The sequence below is a fragment of the Pseudalkalibacillus decolorationis genome, assembly GCF_024609785.1.
Classification (GTDB): Bacteria; Bacillota; Bacilli; order Bacillales; family Fictibacillaceae; genus Pseudalkalibacillus; species Pseudalkalibacillus decolorationis.
Window position 1 is genome coordinate 1 of sequence record NZ_JANHJQ010000025.1, and the last position, 22,872, is coordinate 22,872.

Consider the following 22,872-nt stretch of genomic DNA (forward strand, 5'->3'; position numbering starts at 1 on the left):
TTTTTGATTTTGTTTATAATTCATGTATGTCCTCCTTGGTTTTAGTTAAGGGTCCGTTTTATCGCTGATTAGCTTTCCGGACACCTCGTATCATACCAAGGGGACTTTTTTTGTACAAACCTCATTTTGCTTTATTACAGGAATGCTTTCTTAACGTGTAAAAAAGGAACTAGAAAAAGCTATCACATACAGGGCGCAAGAAAGTGAGTTTCGTAATCAACTAATGTGAAAAAACACCCAGGTTTATACTGAGACTCCCAGATTAGACTTGTATATTCTGAATTGCAATCGTATTTTCTGAGTTACGATCGTATTTTTCGAATGGCGATCGTATTTTTCGAATGGCGATCGTATTTTCTGAGTTACGCTCGTATATTCTGAATTGCAATCGTATTTTCTGAGTTACGATCGTATTTTATGAATTACGATCGTATTTTTCGAAATATGTTCATATTTTTCGAGTTACATTAATAGAAAATCATTAAATACTAACAATATTGAGAGGGTTGTTTAGAAAGTCAGTGAAAATTGACTTTCTAAACAACCCCTTTTATTACAACCACACTGTTTTTTCGGTGTAACAGGTTCGGCTCGGAGATTTCATTTTCTCAAGCGCTTCAGCTTCTGGGTAACCGATAAAGATGGTACCAATGATTCTTTTATCCTGAGGTAACGTACCGACAAAGTCGTATAGCCGTTTGTCACGTACAAGCCCGACCCCTCTCGTCCTCCAGACAAATCCAAGACCGAGTTCTTTTGCTGCAAGCCACATCGAATGGATCGCACAACAGACAGCATATTCATTATCCTCAGAGGCAGCTTGATCGCCCGGAATGACATCGGCTGCTGCAACAATGATCAAAGGTGTGGATTGCACAACCTTTAAGGAACTCTCGATTAATTTAGGCTTAGCTGGAAATCGTACGTCTAAATATTCTCTAGCAAGTTGTTCATACGCTTGCTTCGCTTCACCTTTAATGACATAAAAGCTCCAAGGCTCCCTCATACGGTCATTCGGTGCCCATGTTGCTGCTTCTAATAACTGGTGGATCTTCCCTTCATCTACTTCGCGGTTTTCATAGTTTCGGATCGCTCTACGTTCTTTTAATTCTGCAATAATCGACATAACCAAAACTCTCCTTTAAACGTTAACCGTTTCTGTCTCTTGGATTGATTCAAACCATTTTATTTTATCCCTAAGTTGTACAACTTTTCCTACTAACACGATAGCGGGGTGTGTGATTTGTTCTTTTTCTGCAACAGCTTCAATCGTTTGGAGTTCTCCTGTAATCGTTCTTTGTATATTCGTCGTTCCCCACTGAATGATTGCTACAGGTGTGTCAGGAGCTTTTCCATATTCGATTAAACTCGAACATATATATGGAAGGTTTCCGATTCCCATATAAAAGGAAATTGTGTCTATCCCTTTCGCTAACGCCTCCCAATCAATCCGATCTTCCCCTTTGTCGACTCGACCATGTGCAGTGACAATCGCAAAAGATGAGGCGTGATCACGATGCGTTACAGGGATCCCTGCGAATTCAGGTGCGGCAATTCCAGCCGTAATGCCTGGAACGATTTCATATGGAATACCGGCATCTGCAAGTACCTCTGCCTCCTCTCCACCTCTTCCGAACACACAAGGATCCCCGCCTTTTAGCCGAGTGACAATCTTCCCCTCTAATGCCTTTTCTACTAAAAGCTGGTGAATTTGTTCTTGAATAAGTGCGTGTTTACCGGGGAGTTTCCCACAGTATATGAGTTCAGCATCCTGTTTAGCATGCTGCAGTAAGTCCTTGCTGATCAACCGATCGTACGCAATCACATCTGCCTTTTGAATACATTCTAATCCGTACACCGTAATAAGCTTCGGATGACCAGGTCCTGCTCCTACAAGATAGACGATTCCTCTATCCAAAATTAGTCCCCCTTTCATTGATAAGCGATTGAAAAAGTGCATCCCGTTCAGTTATTTCCCCTTCTCTCGTCAGGTCTAAAAAATGAACGGATGTCAGCTCTTTTAAAATGATAGATCGTTCCTGTTTATCAAGTATTTGTATCTTCAATTGTTTTCGACATGCATCTGTTCAACTCAACCAAGTAAATGTTTGTTCTATTGCCAATCGTTGGAGTTCATCCGTAATGGTAGGACTTATGACTGTGACACATGCCCCGGCACGGATTAGGGGCTGTACCTTCCGGGTTGCTATCTTACCTCCGCCGACGATAACGATTCGTTTCCCTTCAACCCTTAGCATAGCTGGATAAAAGGTTGTCACCTTAATTTCCACTCCTTACAAATATTAAGCCAGTTGGTCACCATTTCAGGGCAGGAGGCAAAATGGAAATGGGTATACCCTGCGATGAGGTTTCCATTCATATAACCCTCTTTCTTTGTACCTCGCATCCCTTTCGTATAATAAGCGAATGGTTGCTCGATGCTTGTTTCATAGGTTGAATAATGAAATTCGTGCCCTTTCGCTGTTATTCCTTCAGGAAGTAAATAGTTTCCAATCTCACCGATAACTTCGCGATAACCTAAGGCTGCACGCCGTTCCTGCATTTTTACCGTTCCAGGAATCACACCAGCCATGCTGTAAGAATCCCCATCCGTTGTTTGAATTTCCTCGGCTAAATACATGAAACCACCACATTCAGCTAAAGTCGGGAGCCCCTTTTCAATCGCTTCTTTGATTGATGCTTTTACCTTTCGTTGGGAAGCCAACTGTGAAGCAAATTCTTCTGGAAAACCTCCGCCTAAATATAGGCCATCTACATTTTTGGGGATTGTTTCTCCTTTTAACGGTGAAAAGAACTCAATGTTTGCCCCAAATGACTCCAAGAGCTCAAGATTTTCTCGATAATAAAAATTAAACGCAGCATCTTTTGCAACGGCGATCGTTACACCTTGTTTCAAGCGGGAGGTGAACAGATTGGTGCTAGGTGGAGTAAGCGTTGTAGCTTCAGCTATTTCGTATAACAAATCAACATCAACAGTATCTAACATGATTTCGCCAAGCTGATCAAAAAACGAATCGAGTTCCCCGCGTTCAATAGAAGGCACTAAGCCAAGATGACGCTCGGGAATGGTCAAGTCATCATTTCGCTTTATATAGCCGATGACAGGAATTCCGCACTCCTGTTCAATTGCTGTTTTCACTAATTTGAAATGCCCTTCACTTCCAACTTGATTCGCTAATACACCTATGATATTTGGCCCTTCGCTAAGCACTTGGAATCCTTTCACAATCGCAGCAGCACTTCTGGCCATTGATGCACAGTTTACGACTAATAGAACAGGACTTTCTGTGATCACACTAATTTCAGCAGTGCTACCGACATTTGTTTTCGGATCCTTCCCATCATAAAAGCCCATCACACCCTCAATGATTGAAATATCCGCATCTTGACTACCTCTCGCATAGATTTCTTTAACTAAATCGTAAGTAAGCATCCAGCTATCAAGATTTCGTGATGGTCTCCCTGTTACTGCGGTATGATACGTTGGATCAATATAATCCGGTCCGCACTTGAAACCTTGGACGCTATAACCTTTTTTCTTTAACGCAGACATTAATCCAATTGTAACGGTCGTCTTTCCAACACCACTTCCTGTACCCGCTATCACTAAGCGTCGGCTGCTCATCTATGCTCCCGCTCGATTCTCAATGAACGATTTAACTGCGACCGATATCGTTACATTTCCGGACTTTTTCTTCACTAACAATAGCTTATCGGCACCACTGTCTAACAGGGCAGCAGGTTCACTCACCGCATATGCGCCTGTATATTTGTAAACCATATTTGAAGGTTGTTCAATTGAAACCTGATTGAGCTCGTCCGGTGTGTAATAATGAAAGCCCCATTGATACTTTTGTGCGACCGTTAATAAACCTTCTTCGTCCTTTTTTAAATTGATCGTTGCAATCGCTTGGACACTTTTAATGGAAACGTTCAGCTCTTCTAAAGTCTTCTGAATAACGGCTTCAATTTCTTCTGAAGTAGTCCCTCGATTACAGCCAATTCCTAGCACTAATACCTTTGGACGATAAACAACTCCATTTTCAAGTAAAGGTGCTGCTTCTTCAGTTATGAGCCGGTGCGTAATGAGGAGCGTCGCATTCGGTTTAGCATCAATCGCACTTTGTATAGAGGGATATACGGTTAAATGAGCTGGCATAGGTCGACCATGATGCCACCAGTTTGTTTCCCCTGATTCTTGAACAATGGCAACTCTTTCCTCATTGACAACTGAAGCACTTACAGGTGTTAATTTGTCAGGTGAATCCCAAACCCAACCAAACCTTTTCCCAAAGAGATCAACTGGAATCGTTTTTTGTACATCGGAAGCGGTTGTTATGACTGGCGTAGCCTCGAGTGCCACAGCTAGTTCTTTCGTCAACTCGTTCGCTCCACCTAAATGACCCGATAGGACACTAATGACGTTCTCACCTTTATCATCAACGACAACAATCCCCGGGTCTGTTTTTTTATCTTTTAATAAGGGTGCGATCATCCGAACGACTGCACCTAGAGAAATAATCAGAATAATACCCGTATATACTTTAAAAAGAGATGGCAGAAGAAGACGGACACTTCCTTCGAAAAGTTGAATGTCCTTTTGTTCTTCATCTCCTCTAGCAAACTTGCTCATATAATAAAGATCGACTCCTGGAAACGTTGCGGCTACTTTTCGGCCAAGCTCTGCACCATGTTTCGTAATAGCGACAACTGCATATGGTTCCTGTTGTTGGATCGAAGCTTGTTTTCCTTCTTCTAAAGAAAGAATCACGACTTCACCCCTCGCCGATACCCATGGGTAAACTCTTTATCATAAAGCTTGGACCGATAATCTTTTTCGTGGATTGAAGGATCTAGTGCCCACCCTGCCAAAATCATCGCTTGCTTTCGAATCCCATTCTTTTTCATATCTTCATCAAGGTGCTCCAATGTGGAACGGACGATCTTTTGATCTGGCCATGTTGCCTTATAAACGACGGCAACAGGTGTTTCTTTACTCCATCCCGCATCCATTAATTCTTTCACGACTTTTTTCGTTAAAGTGGCACTTAAAAAGAGTGAAATTGTACAGTGATGCTTCGCCAAATCTTTTAATTGCTCGAATTCAGGTACAGGTGTACGACCTTCTGCACGAGTTAGGATGACCGTTTGTGTTAGGTCAGGAATCGTGAGCTCCGCCTGTAGCTCTGCGGCGGATGCAAAAACCGAGCTAACTCCTGGAACTATTTCAATTTCGACTCCAGCATTTTTCAGAAGACCGATTTGCTCCATGATTGCACCGTAGACAGCAGGGTCTCCTGTATGGACACGGACGACCTTTTTCCCCTCTTGTAACCGATTGACCATCATCTCGACCATCTCTTCTAAATGCATTCCAGCTGTTTTAACAACTTCAGCAGAAGGTTTTACGTCCGTCATCAACTCCTCGTTCACTAATGAATCTGCATAAAGCACCACATCCGCTTCTTGAATGAGTCGATATCCTCTTAGTGTAATTAAATCTGCTGCCCCTGGTCCTGCGCCAATAATATGTATTTTCATTTTCTCACCACCATTAATGACAAATATTCAAGTTCGACCCCATCAAGTTCATTGATGTCCCAAATGATTTCTTCCTCAGAAGTCACTTTCGTAACGACATGTGCGTTCGATAACAAATCTAACTCTCTTAATATATGAAGCATGTTATCTAATACCTTTGCCACCTTAAGGAAGACGACACAATCATGGTTGATGATCGCTTGTTCCATCGCTGCCAAGTCATCCGTTGCAGGAATAATAGCAACATGCTCATCCCCTTCCGCTAAAGGAATCCCTAACCTTGCTGCTGTACCGTTTAACGAGGAAATTCCCGGAATCACTTGAATGTCTACTTCTGGATAGCGTTCATTCATCACTTTCATCATGTGAATAAAGGTGCTATAAAGAAGGGGATCTCCTTCAGTCACAAAGGCAACATCTTTCCCTTCCGATAATTTCTCCCACACCTTTTCTACCGTCCGATTCCACTCACGGTTTAAAGTGTCAGGATCCTTTGTCATTGGAAAGACTAATCCGAGCATATCTTTTTCTAATGGATCTACATACACATCAATGATTTTATGTGCGTAACTTTTACTGCCTTTTCGCTTTTTCGGATAGGCAACCACTTCTGTTTCCTTTAAGGTTCGAAAGGCTTTGACCGTAATCAACTCTGGATCTCCTGGACCTACCCCTACCCCATACAATGTTCCGATCATGTTATTCCTCCTTCTTTCTCCAAGCAGTAATAATGTAAACTGGATTTAACGCATCAAACCTTGTCATCTTAAGGATTGGCTTACTTCTTGAAATCTGTGCCAAAAGAATTTCCGTCTCGAATCCCCTCTCCTTAAATGCTTGGACTGCTTTACTAAGTGATTCAATCGTTACAGCATTAAGTACGATTCGACCGTCCTCTCGGAGTTGATGACAACAAATATCTAAGATAGCTTCCATTCCTCCTGCTGTTCCGCCAATAAATACAGCATCAGGTCGGGGAAAAGACTCAAGTCCATCAGGGGCTTTACCATGAATGACCGTGATATCAGTACGGAACTTTTGAAGGTTTTCATAACAATTCACGAGATCTGGTTCATTTTTCTCGATCGCATAAACCTGTCCCTCACAAGCAAGCTTTGCAGATTCAATCGCAATTGCCCCTGTACACGTACCGATATCCCACACAATACTTTCTTTCTTTAAGTTCATCGAACTCAAGCTCAATGTACGTATCTCTTTCTTCGTAATCAGTCCTTTGTCAGGCTTACGTTGGGAGAACTCAGCATCCGCGATTCCTACGCCCCACCTTGGACCATCGCTTACCTTTTTCAAAATAACAACATTTAATTGTGAAAACTCGGTCTCTACCATTTCCGCAAGCTCCCACCATCCGCATCGTTCTGATGTGCTGCCTAAATTTTCAGCAACAAAAGCACGGTATTCCTTCATTCCATAAGTAAGTAAATAACGTGCAATAGCACCCGGGTGATTCTCTTGATCTGTTAAAATCGCAACCTTCTCTTTCCCGTCGATACGTTGGACAAGCCCTTTCATACTTCTACCATGGACACTTGTCATGTATGCATCGTGCCAACGCTCCCCCATCCGGGCAAATGCTAGCTGAACGGAACTCAAGTAAGGATAAATTTCTACATTAAGCTTCTTCGCTAGATAGCCTCCAAGACCATAAAAAAGTGGATCACCGGAAGCTAAAATGACGGTTTGCCTCGTTTCTTTCTTGAGCCGGGCAACTAAAGCAGTCAGTCCCTCTTTAACAACCACTTTTTCCCCGTCAAAGTCCGGAAAGAAAGCTAGTTGCCGCTCTCCCCCAACTAATACTTCACTTTCATTAATCCATTTTTCATAGATTGGAAGGAGACTTTCTTTTCCTTCATCTCCAATTCCAATAACCTTCATCGCTTCAGACATTTCGTTCCGCCTTTCCTAATTGTTCCCCTTTCATCGTATAAATCGATGTCGCGAGATCGACTCCTCCCTTTATTTCCATCAAAGCAGACCGACAGCAAAAATCACATAGCGTTTCGAAAAAAGAAGGATAGCCATTTTCAAGTAAAATCTCTCCTACCTGTGATGCGGTATTTGCTTCGCGAATCTGATCAAGAAGCGTCTCATCTGCCCCAGACTCTTTAGCAACATCCGCCAAAAAGTTAAAATCAACAGGTGCACTTTTCGAATGAACCATCATTACTCCTTGCGCAACCTTTGAGAATTTGCCCATCATACCGACCATGGATACCTTTTTTATTCCTAACCGCTTACACTGTTTTAATGTAAAACCGACGAAATCACCCATTTCAATAAAAGCTTCTTGCGGTAAGTGGGGGAGCTCTTTCATCGCAAACTTTTCACTTCTCCCACCAGTCGTAATCGCAACGTGCTCTACATTACTGGCACGAGCTACGTTAATCGCCTGTACAATACTCGCTTTATATGCAGACGACGAAAAAGGGACGACAATACCTCTTGTCCCTAAAATTGAAATCCCACCTAGAATCCCTAATCGGCCATTTAAGGTTTTCTTCGCCATCTCTTCTCCATCAGGCACAGAAATGACAACCTTTGCCCCTCTCTCAATTCCAAATTCTCGAAGGACCTCATAAACCGTTTCCGTTATCATTTTCCTAGGAACAGGATTAATCGCTGCTTCACCAACGGGAACCGGAAGGCCGGGCTTTGTCACTCGGCCAACCCCTTCACCTCCATCTAACACAAAGTCATCTGCATCATTCCAATGAACCGTTGATTTGATAATGGCTTGATGCGTAACGTCAGGATCATCTCCTGCATCCTTCCGAATTGATACCGTAACCGCTCCGCTTTCAAGGGTACATTGTTCAATTTCAAATGTTGCAAACTTTTTAATTGGAAGATATATCGTTGATTCCGTTTGTACTTCACCTGTAATTAATGCAGTTAAAGCAGCCTTTGTCGCAGCTGTCGCGCAAGCCCCTGTCGTATACCCTTGTCGTAAGGCTTTCTTATCAGCTTCTTTAGTTTCTTTCATTTTTTACACCTGATCTGCTAGTAATGAAATTGCATTCAGGGCTGCAACCGTGACGGTACTTCCACCTTTCCTACCGATATTGGTGATAAAAGGAATATCAAGCTTTGCGAGCTCCTCTTTCGATTCAGCTGCCGATACGAAACCAACAGGCATTCCGATGACGAGTCCTGGTTTTGCTTCTCCCTCTTTAACAAGACGAATGAGCTCAAGAAGTGCAGTAGGGGCATTCCCGATTGCATAAATCCCACCATCTGCTTCTTTAATCGCTTTTCTCATTGAGATGATCGACCTCGTCGTATCAAGGCGTTTCGCTTCCTCCATAACATCCGGATCAGAAATATATACCTTCACATCACAGCCATACTTTTCAAGGCGTGGCTTGCTAATCCCAGCCTGGATCATTTGCACGTCGGCAACCACTCTTTTCCCAGATTTTATCGCCTTGACTCCTGCTTGAATGGCATCAGGATGGAATTGGACACTCCTCCCTAGTTCAAAGTCAGCCGATGCATGGATTACCCGTTGGACGACTAAGTATTCTTCAGGTGTAAAAGGATGTTCGCCGATCTCCTCAGTAATCATTTCAAAGCTCTTTCCCTCGATTTGTTGTGGCTGAATCGTTAACGGTTTAAATTCTGTATTAAAGTTCACGTATTTATTCCTCCTTTTTATTAGAAAAGCGCAAGCGCCCTGAGTAGCTAGACATTACATCGATGCAAAACTTCTTCCTTTCATGTAACAACTAATGAATTCAGGTGTTCAACGACCTCGTCATACGTTGAAAAGACTGTATCGTATTGAATTCTTGGACGTCGTATCATGATCGTCTCAATTCCTAGTTCAAGCGCAGCATCCACCTTTTCATCAACCGAGCCTTGTTTACCGCTTTCCTTTGTGATCATATGGGTAACTCCAAATTGTTCATATAGTGCTTTGTTAAAAGGTTTTGTAAACGGACCCTGGATTGCGACGATGTTCTTCTGGGGAAATCCGAGTGTTTCACACTTTTCCATGTTGTCCTTTCTTGGCAGCATCCTAGCAATCAAACGAATATTATCCAAATGTAAAAGCTTACGAGTAAATGTTTGCAAGGTTTTACTTCCGGTCGTCAGCATGACAACACCTTGTTTCTCAGCAACAATGTCTGCAGCTTCCTCATAATCATCAACAAGGATCATTTTAGGGTGTTGATATTGTTGTGATTGTCGTTCATATCGAACGTAAGGGACACTCGCTCTACTGGCTGCTTTCATCGCATTGACAGAAGCTTCTTCCGCAAAAGGATGACTTGCATCAACAATTGCCTTTACTTGTTTTGTTTCGATAAGCTCGATCATTTCCTCCGCAGTCAGCCGTCCAACTCTCACATTTAACCTCACACGCTTTAGTTCCTCAGCTGCGTTTTCAGTCACGACCGTTGTTAGTATGTCCATTCCAGACTTTTGGAGTGTTAAGGCAAGCTCCCTAGCATCGCTCGTTCCCGCTAAAAAGAGTAGCATTAGGACCTACTCACCTCGACTTCATGGTCATGATGTTCATGGTCATGATCGTGGTCGTGGTCGTGATGATGGTGGTGATCGATATGCTCCATCGCATCTAGACGGTATTGGCATGTATCACAATTCATTTTCACTTCCCCTTGAAGTGCTTCTTCAGCACGGTCTAGTAAAATATCTTCCAGCTTTGGATGAAACCCAAAGTAACCTGCTAGTTTAAATTCAACATCCGGGTATTGTTGCTGAAACTGCTCTACCATCTTTTCAAGTCGTTTAATCAATATACCGGTAAACAAAAAGTATGGTAAGATGACAATTCGTTTCGCTCCAAGACGAATACTACGGTCGATGCCCTCAGCGATAAGCGGATCTGTTACACCCATGAATGCTGGTTCAACCAGTTTATATTCAACATCTTCCCACAATAATCTCGCAATCTTATACAGCTCACTATTCGCATCAGGGTCACTCCCACCCCTTCCAAGCAAAATGACAGATGTATGATCAATCGGGCTTTTAACCGATTCGCCAGCATCTTCTAATCTACTTTTACAGATTTCTATTGTCAGGTTATGAGCACCAATTGGTTTTCCATATGTAAATTCAATATGCGGATACTTTTCCTTCGCTTCATCAATGGCAGCAGGAATGTGAATTTTAGAATGTCCAGCTGGGAGCAACATTATTGGAATAACAACGATGTTCGTAGCTCCTTTGGTAACACATGTCTCCAACCCTTGTGGTACATCCGGCTTTTCAAATTCTAGAAAACACGTCTCAACAAGAAGTTGAGGGTCTAATTTTTCTTTTAATCCCTCCATAAACTGCAACACTTGTTCATTTCCTTCCGCATCACGACTACCATGTCCAACAAAAAGAATCGCGTTCATGTGATTCAGTCTCCTTTAATCGCCGCACGGAGCGGGTTCTACTTTGATTTTTGGTGCTACATCCTGGTACTGAAATCCTTTTACTCTTTTCACTCGTTTAAAATATTTAAAGAAGCGCTCGTTTGGGTGTCCGTTTTCCTTATATTCTTTGACAATCGATTCAACCAGATCAACAAGCTTATCTGGCTCTATCCCTTCCGAAACCGGCTGACCTGAATGTGCTGTTCGACCAACGGTTTTCGCTCCAAGAAACAAATCGAACTTCCCTTTACGGAATACGATTCCAATATCGTCTTGCACCGCACCGTAACAGGCCATTCCACATCCGTTAAAGCCAATCCTTAACTCTTTAGGAACGTCCAAACCACCTAAACGGTCTTGAATTTCGTCTGCATAAGGAATTGAGTCCTTTTTCTCTCCATCACAGAAATCACAAGCTTTAACTGAAATGACATCACCGATTGGAGATAATAGAAACCCTGCATCCTCCAGTTGTTCTGTCACTTGGCCAGGTTCAGAGGTGGGTATCTGTAAGAGAATTTGATGATGCGGTGTGTATTCCATCGTCCCTTTTTCCCCTATAACTTCAGCCAATATCAGCAACTGCTTTGGTGTGAATTTCTTATTCACAACTCCAGGACTAACCGCTAACTCAAAAATGGATTCAACCTTATTGGCGGTCGAAATGGTATCCACATTCTTCGAGGATATTCCGTTTCGTTCATCAATTCGTCTCAACGCATCTTCCGCTGTTTGAAGAGCAGTTAATCTGCTTTCTTCCTTATCGGTTTCAACAACAGTGGCACTTACCTCCTCCTGGACCGTTTGAACTGCTGTGGCACTTTTTTCCTTTTGTACTTTTTGTGAAGCAGTGTTAGTAACTTCTTCTTGACCACCGTGTAGCGCCCACGGTTCATTTTCACGTTTTAACCGTTCATGTGGTTTTAATCGTTGTTTTAATGTGTTTAACGTGTACTTTCGTTGATAGCCTCTTGGAGTGATCATTCTCTTTTCATAAAAGAATGTTGTGGAATTACCAATTATGACCGTCGTCAGCATTCCAATATCATGTTCCAGCATGTTTTCCAGTGTGGTTAAAACGACCTGCTCCCGTTCACGATAGGCACTTTTCACAAGACCTACAGGTGTATTAGGAGAACGATAGTTTAAAAGAATCTGCTGAGCTTCTACAATTTGCCTCGTTCTCTTTCCACTTTTCGGATTATAAAGACTGATGACAAAATCAGCTTGTCCAGCCGCATCAATCCGTTTCGCAATCAGTTCCCATGGTGTTAGATGATCACTCAAGCTAATTGTGCACGCATCATGCATGATCGGAGCCCCAAGTAATGAAGCACATGAATTGATCGCAGAAATACCTGGAATGACCTCGACTTCTACTCCATCCTGTTCTTTCCATCCACGTTCAACCAGAACTTCATAGACTAATCCCGCCATACCATAAACGCCTGCATCGCCACTCGAAATAACAGCGACCTTCTTTCCTTGTTCCGCTAAATCAACAGCTGCTTGTGCACGACTAACTTCTTCTGACATTCCAGTGCTGATAATTTTTTGATCGGTAATTAACTCTTGAATCAGTTCAACATACGTTTTGTAGCCAATAATACAATCACTTTCCACAATCGCTTCTTTACATCTTTCTGTCGTATGTTCATGATTTCCAGGACCGAATCCAAGTACGAGTAATTTCCCTTTCACGTTCATTCCTCCCTTAGCAGCTTGGTTCTTTTACTTTGTCGATTCCAACTGTTCGGTTATTCCGCGGCTCCATCCCTTTTTCGGTTGTCACATAACTAAGTGCATGCTCAACAACTTGTCCGTTCTCAAGGTGTTCTCCGACAATTTTTCTTGCTAAATCAACGTCAACTTCTTCATACCAAGCACCTTCTGGGTAAACAATAACAACACAAGCACCCTTGCATCTGCCATTACATCGTGTTCGACTCGTGTGAACAACCTCGTCCATGTTCCGTGCAGTTATTTCCTCCCGAATTGCTTGTGTAACCTCTTCTCCACCTTTTCTCATACAACTCGATCCGTTGCACATAAGAACATGATGTTGATTTCCTTCCAGGTTCCAAGTTGTCATCGATATCACTACTCCTTTTTTAAGAAAGTATTAAAACTTGCGTAGATGTAATGTCTAGCTTCAGCGCCCAGGTGGCTCGAGGTCGCTTCGATTCTTCCACAAACACATAAATACGTGTGTTATGCTCCAGAATCTCCAGCGCTTGTCGCACCTGAACAGGGCGCTTCCGCTTTTCTCATAAAAAAATCCCTAACTTCGAGTAGAAGTTAAGGATTCCAAAATTCGCATAATAAGGCATAGTAAAAGAATGCATGCCAGCTCAATTGACCTCCTATTCCTCCCACCGAAGAATAAAAATTCGGGTTTAAAAGCAGGTCTCCTGGCTTACGCATCTCTTTACTCTTGTCCCTTCCCAGTGCAGTAGCACCAGTGGTTCAATGACAATTTCATCCGCGTTTACAGTAACGGGGGCTGCATCGGACTCTCACCGATTTCCCTATTATCTCAAACTTTTAAATTTGAGCACTCTTAAACACTAACTATAAAATTATGTTTGCAAAAAAATAATTCGAATGATTAACTGTTATTAACTTAGCAAAGAATTCTACACCTTGACAAGGATTATTTTAGAATTTAAAAATAATAGAAGCCAATTGTTCAAAAAATTCACTAGATGCCATTCGCCTTTTTTACTTGAATTTTGTTGCCACAAAAGGCTTCAAACCAACTATTTCGGAAGATCCCTTGGTTATTACATACTTCACTACCATGGACATTTTACTGGCTATTTGTTTAAAGTTCTAAATATTCTTAATGGAGGTTGATCATGAAACAAAAGAAAAGTTTGCTTTTATTAATTGTACCACTCCTCACTTTGTTATTCTGGTATAGCAATTCCACCCCGGTTTATGCAATGCACATTATGGAGGGTTTCTTACCGTTCGGTTGGGCTATTTTCTGGTGGGCACTTGTCATCCCATTTCTAGCTATTGGACTTGTTTCGATTCGAAACAAGCTAGCTGAAAATCCAGAGGTGAAAATTTTACTCGGGTTAAGTACAGCGTTTGCATTTGTATTGTCTGCATTAAAACTGCCTTCTGTTACTGGAAGTAGTTCGCATGCGACTGGAGTTGGTTTAGGGGCTATGCTTTTTGGACCATTCGCGATGAGTATCGTCGGATTCATCGTCTTATTATTCCAAGCCCTCCTTTTGGCACACGGCGGAATCACCACTCTTGGAGCCAATGCATTTTCGATGGCTGTTTTCGGGCCATTTGTCGCCTACGGGATCTATTTATTAGCTCGACGGATGGAAATCTCCTTTACCATTTCCGCTTTTCTCGCAGCAGCATTTGGGAACTTGGCCACCTATGTCATGACCTCTTTTCAGCTGGCCCTCGCTTTTCCAGATGAAGCGTCAGGGATACTCGGATCTTTTACTAAATTTATAAGTATATTCGGCGTAACACAAATTCCCCTTGCCGTAATTGAAGGGGTATTTACCGTAATCGTATTAAACTATTTAACGAAATATAATGCTGAAGAACTACAATTACTTAAGATGCCAATAAGGGGGCTTTCAAAATGAAGAGAAACGCCTGGTTACTTGTCATTGTCCTACTCTTAGTTATCATTCCATTAGGATTGAAATCAACGTCTGAATTTGCTGGGACAGATGGACAGGCACTAGAAATAATTGAAAAGGTTTCTCCTACTTACGAACCATGGTTTTCGAATATTTGGGAACCGAATAGTGGTGAAATCGAAAGCTTGTTATTTGCACTGCAAGCCGCTTTGGGTGCCGGATTTATCGGCTATGTATTTGGATTTGCAAAAGCACGTCTAAAATTTTCTTCTAAGGAAAGTGAAAGGCGTCCATGATTTTAATAGATTCATTGGCTTATCAGAATAGGCTGCGAGGCATTCACCCAATTGAAAAGTTTCTTTTTTCAATTGGAACTTTATTAATACTTGTCGCTACACGGAACCCGATTTCAGCAATAACCGTCCTAGCCGCTATGAGTCTTTTGATTGTTTTAGTTGTAAAGATCCCGTTCCTTTATTATCTTAAAATATTGATGTATCCATTTACCTTTCTTCTACTTGGAGCGTTGCCGATCATCATAACCATTAGTCCTCAATTACATTTAGTTGGGAACGTTTTATGGTTCGCTGATGTCGGTCATTTACGATTTATGATTCTTACCGAAAGCTTAGAAAGAGCCCTCCATCTAGTAATTGTATCGATCAGCAGTGTTAGTTGTTTGTACTTTCTCTTGTTCACAACACCAATGAATGAAATTCTCTATTTATTATCAAAGTGGAAGGTGCCTAGCTTGTTGCTGGAGCTCATTGCCTTTTCCTACAGATATCTCTTTTTATTATTAGAGTCTGCTTATGAGATTCATCGTTCTCAGCAATCCCGGCTAGGCTATCAACGACTCTCAAACTCTTTGAAATCATTGGGTACATTAGCGACAATGCTGTTCATTCAATCCTTCAATCGGGCGAAAGCATTGTCAATGGCAATGGATTCTCGTGGAGGAGAACTCAGCAGCTTCCAATTAACGACTAATTACAAGCTAAATCTACTACATATCATAATGATTGCGATTTATGGGATGAGCTTATTCTTTATGTCTTTGGCCATAGGAGGAAGTTACTAAATGTTAATTGAACTTAAAAATGTATTTCATCAATATGCGGATGGGAATCTGGCACTTAAAGACATCTCAGTCACAATAAGGGAAGGAAAGAAAATTGCCATTTTAGGAAATAACGGAGCTGGAAAGTCGACATTGCTTTTTCATTTAAACGGGTTGCTAAAGCCTACCACTGGTCAATTGTTCATTGATAACAAACCATTAAATTATCGAAAAAAAACATTAATGGATTTACGAAAAAGGGTGGGACTTGTATTTCAAGACCCAGAATCTCAAGTGTTTTCCCCTACCGTTTTTGAAGATGTCGCCTATGGACCACGCAATTTAGGCCTTTCCCCCAACGATGTACAACGTGTTGTAGATGAAACCCTTACATGGCTTGGGATTGATAACATAAAGGATAAGCCTACCCATTTCTTAAGCGTGGGACAGAAAAAACGAGTAGCAATTGCGGGTGCCCTTGTAATGGAGCCTCAACTACTCGTTATGGATGAACCAACTGCAGGTCTCGATCCCTTTTACGTAAAAACGATTCGACAAATCCTGGGTGATATACACCAGAAAGGAACGACAATCCTCCTTTCTACCCACGACATAAACTTTGCTTACGAATGGGCAGATGAAATCATCATTATGAATGGCGGTGAGCTGCTGTGTCATACGACTCCCTATGAAGCGTTCCAAGATAAGAATCTCCTAAATAAATGTAACCTTGAACAACCGTGGATGATCGAGCTATATCATTCCATTTGTAAGCCTCGAGGAATCGAGATACCACCAAAAACAACTGATGAGCTTCAGAAGATGATTGAAGGATTGACCATGAATTCCTATCTGAATATAGATTCGTAGATACTTTTTTTATACCTACTAAAAGCAAAACTCCCTCCACAGATATGTAGAAGGAGCTTCGTACTTAAACAAACATATTTAATATTAAAACGGCCCCAAAAGCGATGAATGAAAGTAATGTTTCCAAGACCGTCCATGTTTTAAATGTTTCTTTTACCGTCAACCCTAGGTACTCTTTTACTAACCAGAATCCCGCATCGTTTACGTGGGAAAGCATAAGTGAACCTGCGCCTGTTGCGATGACAAGTAATTCTAAGTTTACACCTGGAATATGTGCAACAATTGGTGAAACGATACCAGCCGCTGTTGTTAATGCGACTGTTGCTGAACCTGTCGCAACCCGAATTAATCCGGCAACCAAAAATGCTAAAACAATTGGTGATAGGGATAAATGCTCGGACATTTGAGCAATCGAGGTACCCACACCGCTATCGATAAGGATTTGTTTAAATCCACCACCAGCACCGATGATTAAAATTATGGAACCGACCGGCAGTAAACATTCGTCTGTTAACTTCTTAATGATTTCTTTATCCAAACCTTGACGAATTCCAAGAAAATAGTAGGCTGCAAAACAAGAGATTAATAGTGCAATTACAGGACTACCAATGAGTAAGAAGAATTTCATCAAGCCACTAGGGAGTGACATATACGGTGCAACAACTGATAATAAGATTAATATGACAGGTAATAAGATGATAAAAAATGATACTCCTGTACTCGGTAATTTTTGTGATACCGTACTTACACGGATCAATTGTGGCTCCCCTTCAGGAATGACGCGTTTATGCACCACCTTTGCAAACAATGGCCCTGCGATAATGGCTGCAGGTAACGCTATGAGAAGTGAGTAGAGAAGTACCCTTCCTAGATTCGCATCATAGATACCTATTGCGGTCATCGCTCCTGGGTGTGGTGGCACAAGCCCATGCACAATCGATAATCCAGCAATAACAGGTAACGCGATTAACAAAATGTTTTGTTTCGTTGTTTTATGAATTGAAATGACGAGTGGTAATAAGATTACGATTCCTACTTCAAAGAATACTGGAATTCCAATGATAAAACCTGAAAACAACATGGCCCATGGTAATCTTTTTACACCGAAAAAGCGAACGAAGAAATCTGCCACTTGCATTCCAGCACCTGAATCTGACATCATCTTTCCTAAGATCGTACCTAGCGCCAAAATACCAACTAAATGGCCCAAAACGCTTCCTACCCCAGTTTCATAGGCTCCAGCGATCTTATCCATCGACAACCCGGACATAATCGCTAAGAACAAACTTGCGACGGTTAAACTAATGAACGCATGCCACTTCCACAACGATACTCCTAATATAACAATCACAACGGCTAATAAAGTAATGATTAATAGATACATATCCATATTCATATTCATATTCATATCCACCTTCCCCTTATATGGTAAACGCTTACAAAACCTTAGCGGAAAAAGAAGGTTTCGCTCTTCGCTGTTATTTATAGAGGTTGTTTAAAAGGTCTTCCTCCTTTTTAAACACGTACTTATACATCATAATTTACAACATATTGTTGCATATCTGTGTTGTAGTATCCTTCGCTGTATTCGATGACGCTACCCATTTCATCATAGGAATAACGCGATCGTTTTAATAAAGGTGTCCTCTCTTCAACACGTAATACATCCTCCACATAGGAAGGTGCAATAGCAACAGCAAACTCATCTCGAAACTTTTCTAAGGAAATCCCTTGCCCTTGAATCAAATCATAAAGAGATTGAACATTTAAATCCGAAGCTTCAGTATTTTCCATCTTTGCATTTAAATAATGCGTAAAATGGATATAGGGTATATCATCAAGGTAATAGGCCCGCTGGATACGGAGACATTGCTCTCCAAATAACCGATACGGTTGTGTACCTTTTTGATTGCATACAACTTCCGCTTGTAACCATTGTTTTTGGATTGTATGACCTGCTTCCACCAAAACTTCTGTAAAACGTTTCCCTTTGGATAGTTTTGAAGCAGAAGTATTTCGAATGACCTTCGTCCCTTTACCGCTCTTCGTTTCAAGATATCCTTCTTGAACCAGTTCCTTGATTGCATTACGGACTGTAATTTTGCTGACACCGAATTCATTTTCCAATTGCGGTTCAGAAGGTATATTCATCCCAATACGATATACACCATGCAATATTCGGTCTTTTAAGATATTCTTTACTTGCAAATATAAGGGTCCCTTTTTACGAGATATGTTCACTGTTACATCCTCTACCTTTCTACATCGCCCACTGTTTTTCTCATCGCTTGGAGTATATCACCCTCTGATGACATTGGGGTATCGCCTACAACCGTATGAGCAAGCATTCCTGCAGCAGCGGCAAATGCGACGGTCTTTTCTTGTGAAAAGCCTTCCATCTCACCATGTACGATACCACTTGTATAGGCATCACCCGCACCTATTCTATCATAGACGGAAAACGTGAGAGTTTCGGAAAATGTGAATGTTTGATTCTTAAACATAAATCCGCGTAATGAGTGGGTATTGTCACCATTGATCGCTCGATGTGTACCCGCTATGACAGTGATCGCGTATTTGCTCGCAACAGCTGGAATAAGATCCATAAGCTGTTCTGTACGTTCTTCCTTCCCTGTTTTCATACCAAGGATAAACTTTGCGTCTTTTTCATTCATCATAACGATATCAGCCAAGTGCAGCATTTCTTCATAATGTGGTTTCGCCTTTTCATAGCCGTCTTCTCCCCAGAGTGATGGACGGTAGTTGCAGTCGAAGACGACTGTGCCGCCATTTTCCTTGACAGCTTTCGCGAAGGAGTTCATTTCGTGACGGATCGAATCATTCACCGCGAGCGTTATTCCACAAAAATGAACGACATCAATTTTCTTTGCAATCTCTTCAAAATCATACGTTCCTTCAGGAGCTACATTGAAGCTGGTTTCTAGTCGACTGGAATTGGTAACACGACTAGGCCGTGCACCGAATCCGTTTTCTAAAAAGTACATCCTGATGTATTCTCCGCCTTTTTGGATGAAGGATTGTGTAATCCCTAATTTTTGAAGATGTGCTACGGCTGCACACCCGAGTGCGTTATCTGGTATTGTAGTCACGAGATGACCTGTATGACCGAAACGCGCTAAAGCTGATGTGACATTCACTCCTGTACCAGAAAAAGAATAGTTTAATGTGTTTGCTTGTGATAGAAGTTCATGTCCTGGTACTTGGAGGCGCATAACCACCTCTCCAAAAGCTGCTATTCGTTTAGTCATGGTGATCAGCTAATTTCTGCATTGTTGCTAGTAAGTTTTGCACATCCTCGACATTTGTTTTCCCAGTCACCTTGTCGATGATCGATGAATACACGTGAGGAATGACTTGTGGCACATTAGCTTCTAAAGAAATACGTAAGATTGCTTCGAAATTCTCTTTATCGATACCACCCGTTGGTTCTAATGCAAATCCTTCTTCCCCACATGCTTGTGCAACCGCACGGAACTCGTCTTCACGGCTTAGCCCTTTCATCGGGAAATATTTCAGTGCATTACCACCCATGTCACGTACAAGCGCAATCGCTGTTTTAATTGGTACAATTGCCTGTTCCTCCTGTCCAGCGCTTATTGGGCCTGTGGAAATATTCACATAGCCGACCCGGCCTGTCGGAGACACTAAACTATTAATCCAGCTTTCTTTTTCACCAAGGTTGGCTCGTGTTGCCCCAACAGACGGAAATACTTGGTTAATGTGACTACCTGGGTAGTGTTTTGCAATTTCTGCTACTACTGCAGCTTGGCGGTTGTCACCAGCACCTAGTCCAATCGATACCGCTTCATCAATTTCTTTTCCGTATTCTTTCATTGCTGCTACTGCTTCTTCCACCGTTGGATAATCTTTCGAAAGAACACCGACCAAAACATACCCTTCTGCCGCTTCAAATATCTCTTTGGCATTCTCTACATCATTTGCTAATACATTTAATGCGACACGGTTTTTGTAAAAGCGTTTAGTAATGTTTGACATATTATTTCCCTCCTACTACTTCACGTATTGTTGATTCTAAGACGTGAATATCATCCCCTTGAAGCGGCCTTGGATCGATATCGAAATAACCCTGTCTCACACCGTAATCCCGTGTGTAGATGGCTATTTCACCATCGCGTAATCTAGTCACGGCATCTTTTGCTGTAGTGTTTGCTTGTCGTGGGTCAATTTTAATACGTGCACGGAAAATCTCTCGACCTGCTTCATCCTGTACAATCGTTACGTTGACACCTTCGATTTCATTCAATGGCAGTAACACTTTTAATGCTTCTTTTTCTTGTTCACTTTTATTTTCTTTGACACCGTATTCATCGAGTGCTTGAAGTAACCCAAAAGTTGTTTCTTTACCGACCTTCATACTTCGTCCGATACAATGTAATTGTACTTTTACCCACTCGATATAGTTTCGTTTCCCACCTATGATCCCAGAAGTAGGCCCTTCAATCGCTTTTGAACCACTATAGATGGCGAGGTCTGCGTACTTGACATACTTTTGAAGGTCTTCCTCTGCCGCAGCATCTACGATGAGCGGAACATCATTACGTTGTGCAATCTCCCATGCTTCCACCACAGAAATCATATTTTTTTGGACAGCATGGTGTGATTTTACGTAAAGAATAGCTGTCGTGTTTTCAGAAATCGCGTCTTCAATATGTTCTGCCCTGCCTTCATTGGCGTAGCCAACTTCAACAAGCTTTCCACCACCCAAATAGATCATCGTTTCAACAGGTGCTCCGTATTGCACATTGTGACCTTTCAACATGATCACTTCATTCTTCAGAATGTCTTCTTGGTGTAGCCGTTCACTTTTACGGCGATCCCCTTTTGTTACAAGTGCTGCAACAGAAAGCACAATCCCACTAGATGCCGAGTTAACGACAACAGCTGCCTCTGAACCAAGGATACGTGCAACGTAATCCCCTGCTTTATCGACTAAATCTGCAATCTCTACATAATTTTGTCCGCCTTGTTTCATCGCATCCATCACCGTATCCGTCGGAGCTGATACACCTAGGATGCTCATTCGTCCACTTGCATTAATGACACGTTTAAGTCCATATTTAGCATTCAATGAGCTCGCCATTTACAATCACTCCTTTTGCTTCGATCCTTCTTTCTGCAACTCGCTTGTCCCCTTCAGAATCAATGAGGGTATTTGGATCATCTTGAACTGTAAACAGGGTTAAATTTGCCATGTCACCAACCTTTATACGGCCAAGCTCTGGTTTATCAAGCCAGTTCGCTGCATGTGTGGTAACTGCGGCAATTACCTCTTCCAGCGAATATCCTAAGTGAAGGAATTTCGAGAGTACATTTGCCATACTGTATACCGGACCGTTTAATCGATTTTTGCGGTATATGTCTGTGCTGATTGTATTTAACCCGATATGATTTCGTTTGGCTGCTTCAGCAACTTTGAATGAAAAACTTGCATTTCCATGACCAACATCCAAATGCACACCACGTTCAATTGCATCTATCAACACTTGAAGTGGTTTCCCTTCATCATCAAAAAGATTATTTTCTTTCCCGTTAAGATAATGAGTAATAACATCCCCTTTTTCTAAGAGCGGAACGACTTCCTCAATACTCGGTGGTGCAGAACCAATGTGCACCATTAACGGTAGGGATGTTTCACTAGAAAATTCCCGAGCAATACGTAAAGGTTCGAGACCGTTGTCACAAACGACACTTTTGCTGATCCGTGCTTTTAATCCAACAATTGTTTCTTTATATTCATTGACTGCCTGGATGACTTTCTCTTTATTGATCCAATCTAGATTGGATAATTCATCGACTCTTTGTAAACCGATTCGTGAAATGTTCAAAAAAGCGAACAGGTTTGTTTTCGCTCGTTCTTTACTTGTGACCAAATCTGCCATCCGATCGGCTCCGCAACTTCCAGCATCAACAATTGTTGTTACGCCAAGTTTAACTCCTATTTCATCTATTTCATCACCGTAGGGATCAAATTCAGGAAAAGCATGGACATGTAAATCAATCCAACCACTCGATACATAAACACCCGAGTAATCTATAACATGCTCGCCTTGTCCACTGCCAGCATTTGTAACTCCAGCAATACTACCTTCCTCGATCACGATATCGATAGCTTCTCCAGATACACGCTTTACATTACGTAATACGAATCGCTTTTTCATTCATTACACCTTCTTCCACAGCTCTTCATAATTCTCCGAATTACAATTAATTATGTCCTAATTGTTTTTTTATACATGTAAGATAGCGTAAAAACCTAACAAGACATTACAACGTTATAATGTTACGGTATCATAAAAAAACAATAAAGTAA

The 22,872-nt window shown here is 41.7% G+C and carries 24 protein-coding genes and 1 riboswitch; of the genes, 4 read left to right on the plus strand and 20 right to left on the minus strand.

The window, feature by feature from the left end; genetic code table 11:
- Positions 1–553: 553 nt before the first annotated feature.
- The 14 genes from NON16_RS19355 to NON16_RS19420 form a co-directional block, all read right to left on the minus strand.
- Complete coding sequence (locus tag NON16_RS19355) at positions 554–1,126, minus strand: nitroreductase family protein (protein ID WP_257351070.1); 573 nt, start codon at positions 1,124–1,126, stop codon at positions 554–556.
- A 15-nt stretch (positions 1,127–1,141) separates the two neighbouring features.
- Entirely contained in the window at positions 1,142–1,918 is a 777-nt protein-coding gene (gene cobA / locus NON16_RS19360; protein ID WP_257351071.1) for a uroporphyrinogen-III C-methyltransferase, read from the minus strand.
- Between the two features lie 169 nt (positions 1,919–2,087).
- Positions 2,088–2,279 (minus strand): precorrin-2 dehydrogenase/sirohydrochlorin ferrochelatase family protein, encoded by a 192-nt coding sequence (locus tag NON16_RS19365; RefSeq protein ID WP_257351072.1) that lies wholly within the window; start codon positions 2,277–2,279, stop codon positions 2,088–2,090.
- Positions 2,276–3,646 carry a cobyrinic acid a,c-diamide synthase CobB gene (locus NON16_RS19370; RefSeq protein ID WP_257351073.1) on the minus strand — a complete coding sequence of 457 codons (1,371 nt, stop codon included), beginning with the start codon at positions 3,644–3,646 and terminating at the stop codon, positions 2,276–2,278. The genes NON16_RS19365 and NON16_RS19370 overlap by 4 nt, the downstream gene beginning before the upstream one ends.
- Positions 3,647–4,789 (minus strand): cobalt-precorrin 5A hydrolase, encoded by a 1,143-nt coding sequence (locus NON16_RS19375; protein ID WP_257351138.1) that lies wholly within the window; start codon positions 4,787–4,789, stop codon positions 3,647–3,649. It lies immediately after the preceding gene.
- On the minus strand, positions 4,789–5,562 hold the full coding sequence (gene cobM, locus NON16_RS19380) for a precorrin-4 C(11)-methyltransferase (RefSeq protein ID WP_257351074.1): 774 nt from the start codon (positions 5,560–5,562) through the stop codon (positions 4,789–4,791). The genes NON16_RS19375 and cobM overlap by 1 nt, the downstream gene beginning before the upstream one ends.
- Positions 5,559–6,260 carry a precorrin-2 C(20)-methyltransferase gene (gene cobI, locus NON16_RS19385; RefSeq protein WP_257351075.1) on the minus strand — a complete coding sequence of 234 codons (702 nt, stop codon included), beginning with the start codon at positions 6,258–6,260 and terminating at the stop codon, positions 5,559–5,561. The genes cobM and cobI overlap by 4 nt, the downstream gene beginning before the upstream one ends.
- 1 nt (position 6,261) lies before the next feature.
- Positions 6,262–7,470, minus strand: coding sequence for a precorrin-6y C5,15-methyltransferase (decarboxylating) subunit CbiE (cbiE, locus tag NON16_RS19390; RefSeq protein WP_257351076.1), 1,209 nt, complete (start codon positions 7,468–7,470; stop codon positions 6,262–6,264).
- Positions 7,463–8,566, minus strand: a complete 1,104-nt coding sequence (locus NON16_RS19395) for a cobalt-precorrin-5B (C(1))-methyltransferase (RefSeq protein ID WP_257351077.1) — start codon at positions 8,564–8,566, stop codon at positions 7,463–7,465. The genes cbiE and NON16_RS19395 overlap by 8 nt, the downstream gene beginning before the upstream one ends.
- A 3-nt stretch (positions 8,567–8,569) precedes the next feature.
- A complete protein-coding gene (locus NON16_RS19400; RefSeq protein WP_257351078.1) occupies positions 8,570–9,217 on the minus strand; it encodes a precorrin-8X methylmutase in 648 nt (215 codons plus the stop codon).
- Positions 9,218–9,297: 80 nt separating this feature from the next.
- Entirely contained in the window at positions 9,298–10,065 is a 768-nt protein-coding gene (cobK, locus tag NON16_RS19405) for a precorrin-6A reductase (RefSeq protein WP_257351079.1), read from the minus strand.
- Positions 10,065–10,952: a sirohydrochlorin chelatase gene (locus tag NON16_RS19410; RefSeq protein ID WP_257351080.1), complete on the minus strand. Its 888-nt coding sequence runs from the start codon at positions 10,950–10,952 to the stop codon at positions 10,065–10,067. The genes cobK and NON16_RS19410 overlap by 1 nt, the downstream gene beginning before the upstream one ends.
- A gap of 15 nt (positions 10,953–10,967) precedes the next feature.
- On the minus strand, positions 10,968–12,680 hold the full coding sequence (cobJ, locus tag NON16_RS19415; RefSeq protein WP_257351081.1) for a precorrin-3B C(17)-methyltransferase: 1,713 nt from the start codon (positions 12,678–12,680) through the stop codon (positions 10,968–10,970).
- A 7-nt stretch (positions 12,681–12,687) separates the two neighbouring features.
- On the minus strand, positions 12,688–13,065 hold the full coding sequence (locus tag NON16_RS19420) for a (2Fe-2S) ferredoxin domain-containing protein (protein ID WP_257351082.1): 378 nt from the start codon (positions 13,063–13,065) through the stop codon (positions 12,688–12,690).
- Positions 13,066–13,357: 292 nt separating this feature from the next.
- Positions 13,358–13,550, minus strand: a riboswitch (cobalamin riboswitch).
- Between the two features lie 281 nt (positions 13,551–13,831).
- Between NON16_RS19420 and NON16_RS19425 the strand changes: the two genes are divergently transcribed.
- From NON16_RS19425 to NON16_RS19440, 4 genes are read left to right on the plus strand one after another with little or no spacing between them, the layout of a single operon-like run.
- A complete protein-coding gene (locus NON16_RS19425) occupies positions 13,832–14,593 on the plus strand; it encodes an energy-coupling factor ABC transporter permease (RefSeq protein WP_257351083.1) in 762 nt (253 codons plus the stop codon).
- Positions 14,590–14,886, plus strand: a complete 297-nt coding sequence (locus tag NON16_RS19430; RefSeq protein WP_257351084.1) for an energy-coupling factor ABC transporter substrate-binding protein — start codon at positions 14,590–14,592, stop codon at positions 14,884–14,886. Before NON16_RS19425 ends, NON16_RS19430 begins: the two co-directional genes overlap by 4 nt.
- Entirely contained in the window at positions 14,883–15,671 is a 789-nt protein-coding gene (gene cbiQ, locus NON16_RS19435; RefSeq protein WP_257351085.1) for a cobalt ECF transporter T component CbiQ, read from the plus strand. Before NON16_RS19430 ends, cbiQ begins: the two co-directional genes overlap by 4 nt.
- Positions 15,672–16,520 (plus strand): energy-coupling factor ABC transporter ATP-binding protein, encoded by an 849-nt coding sequence (locus NON16_RS19440; RefSeq protein ID WP_257351086.1) that lies wholly within the window; start codon positions 15,672–15,674, stop codon positions 16,518–16,520. It begins immediately after the preceding gene.
- Positions 16,521–16,584: 64 nt separating this feature from the next.
- Here the strand turns inward: NON16_RS19440 and NON16_RS19445 are convergent, their stop codons facing one another.
- The 6 genes from NON16_RS19445 to NON16_RS19470 form a co-directional block, all read right to left on the minus strand.
- The gene (locus NON16_RS19445) at positions 16,585–17,910 is read right to left on the minus strand and encodes a GntP family permease (protein WP_257351139.1); all 1,326 of its coding nucleotides are present in this window, start codon (positions 17,908–17,910) and stop codon (positions 16,585–16,587) included.
- Positions 17,911–18,047: 137 nt separating this feature from the next.
- Positions 18,048–18,761, minus strand: coding sequence for a GntR family transcriptional regulator (locus NON16_RS19450; RefSeq protein ID WP_257351087.1), 714 nt, complete (start codon positions 18,759–18,761; stop codon positions 18,048–18,050).
- A gap of 11 nt (positions 18,762–18,772) precedes the next feature.
- A complete protein-coding gene (locus NON16_RS19455) occupies positions 18,773–19,789 on the minus strand; it encodes a sugar kinase (protein WP_257351088.1) in 1,017 nt (338 codons plus the stop codon).
- Positions 19,782–20,537 (minus strand): 2-dehydro-3-deoxy-phosphogluconate aldolase, encoded by a 756-nt coding sequence (gene dagF / locus NON16_RS19460; RefSeq protein WP_257351089.1) that lies wholly within the window; start codon positions 20,535–20,537, stop codon positions 19,782–19,784. The genes NON16_RS19455 and dagF overlap by 8 nt, the downstream gene beginning before the upstream one ends.
- Before the next feature lies 1 nt (position 20,538).
- Positions 20,539–21,642, minus strand: coding sequence for a DgaE family pyridoxal phosphate-dependent ammonia lyase (locus tag NON16_RS19465; RefSeq protein WP_257351090.1), 1,104 nt, complete (start codon positions 21,640–21,642; stop codon positions 20,539–20,541).
- Positions 21,620–22,720: an amidohydrolase/deacetylase family metallohydrolase gene (locus tag NON16_RS19470; RefSeq protein ID WP_257351091.1), complete on the minus strand. Its 1,101-nt coding sequence runs from the start codon at positions 22,718–22,720 to the stop codon at positions 21,620–21,622. Before NON16_RS19470 ends, NON16_RS19465 begins: the two co-directional genes overlap by 23 nt.
- Positions 22,721–22,872: the final 152 nt, after the last annotated feature.

Bases quoted from the DNA above. Each gene is read 5' to 3' on its own strand.
- NON16_RS19355 (WP_257351070.1), bottom strand. From the start codon at position 1,126: ATGTCGATTATTGCAGAATTAAAAGAACGTAGAGCGATCCGAAACTAT.
- NON16_RS19370 (WP_257351073.1), bottom strand. From the start codon at position 3,646: ATGAGCAGCCGACGCTTAGTGATAGCGGGTACAGGAAGTGGTGTTGGA.
- cobM (WP_257351074.1), bottom strand. From the start codon at position 5,562: ATGAAAATACATATTATTGGCGCAGGACCAGGGGCAGCAGATTTAATT.
- cobI (WP_257351075.1), bottom strand. From the start codon at position 6,260: ATGATCGGAACATTGTATGGGGTAGGGGTAGGTCCAGGAGATCCAGAG.
- cbiE (WP_257351076.1), bottom strand. From the start codon at position 7,470: ATGTCTGAAGCGATGAAGGTTATTGGAATTGGAGATGAAGGAAAAGAA.
- NON16_RS19395 (WP_257351077.1), bottom strand. From the start codon at position 8,566: ATGAAAGAAACTAAAGAAGCTGATAAGAAAGCCTTACGACAAGGGTAT.
- cobK (WP_257351079.1), bottom strand. From the start codon at position 10,065: ATGCTACTCTTTTTAGCGGGAACGAGCGATGCTAGGGAGCTTGCCTTA.
- NON16_RS19410 (WP_257351080.1), bottom strand. From the start codon at position 10,952: ATGAACGCGATTCTTTTTGTTGGACATGGTAGTCGTGATGCGGAAGGA.
- cobJ (WP_257351081.1), bottom strand. From the start codon at position 12,680: ATGAACGTGAAAGGGAAATTACTCGTACTTGGATTCGGTCCTGGAAAT.
- NON16_RS19420 (WP_257351082.1), bottom strand. From the start codon at position 13,065: ATGACAACTTGGAACCTGGAAGGAAATCAACATCATGTTCTTATGTGC.
- NON16_RS19425 (WP_257351083.1), top strand. From the start codon at position 13,832: ATGAAACAAAAGAAAAGTTTGCTTTTATTAATTGTACCACTCCTCACT.
- NON16_RS19430 (WP_257351084.1), top strand. From the start codon at position 14,590: ATGAAGAGAAACGCCTGGTTACTTGTCATTGTCCTACTCTTAGTTATC.
- cbiQ (WP_257351085.1), top strand. From the start codon at position 14,883: ATGATTTTAATAGATTCATTGGCTTATCAGAATAGGCTGCGAGGCATT.
- NON16_RS19440 (WP_257351086.1), top strand. From the start codon at position 15,672: ATGTTAATTGAACTTAAAAATGTATTTCATCAATATGCGGATGGGAAT.
- NON16_RS19445 (WP_257351139.1), bottom strand. From the start codon at position 17,910: ATGGATATGTATCTATTAATCATTACTTTATTAGCCGTTGTGATTGTT.
- NON16_RS19455 (WP_257351088.1), bottom strand. From the start codon at position 19,789: ATGACTAAACGAATAGCAGCTTTTGGAGAGGTGGTTATGCGCCTCCAA.
- dagF (WP_257351089.1), bottom strand. From the start codon at position 20,537: ATGTCAAACATTACTAAACGCTTTTACAAAAACCGTGTCGCATTAAAT.
- NON16_RS19465 (WP_257351090.1), bottom strand. From the start codon at position 21,642: ATGGCGAGCTCATTGAATGCTAAATATGGACTTAAACGTGTCATTAAT.
- NON16_RS19470 (WP_257351091.1), bottom strand. From the start codon at position 22,720: ATGAAAAAGCGATTCGTATTACGTAATGTAAAGCGTGTATCTGGAGAA.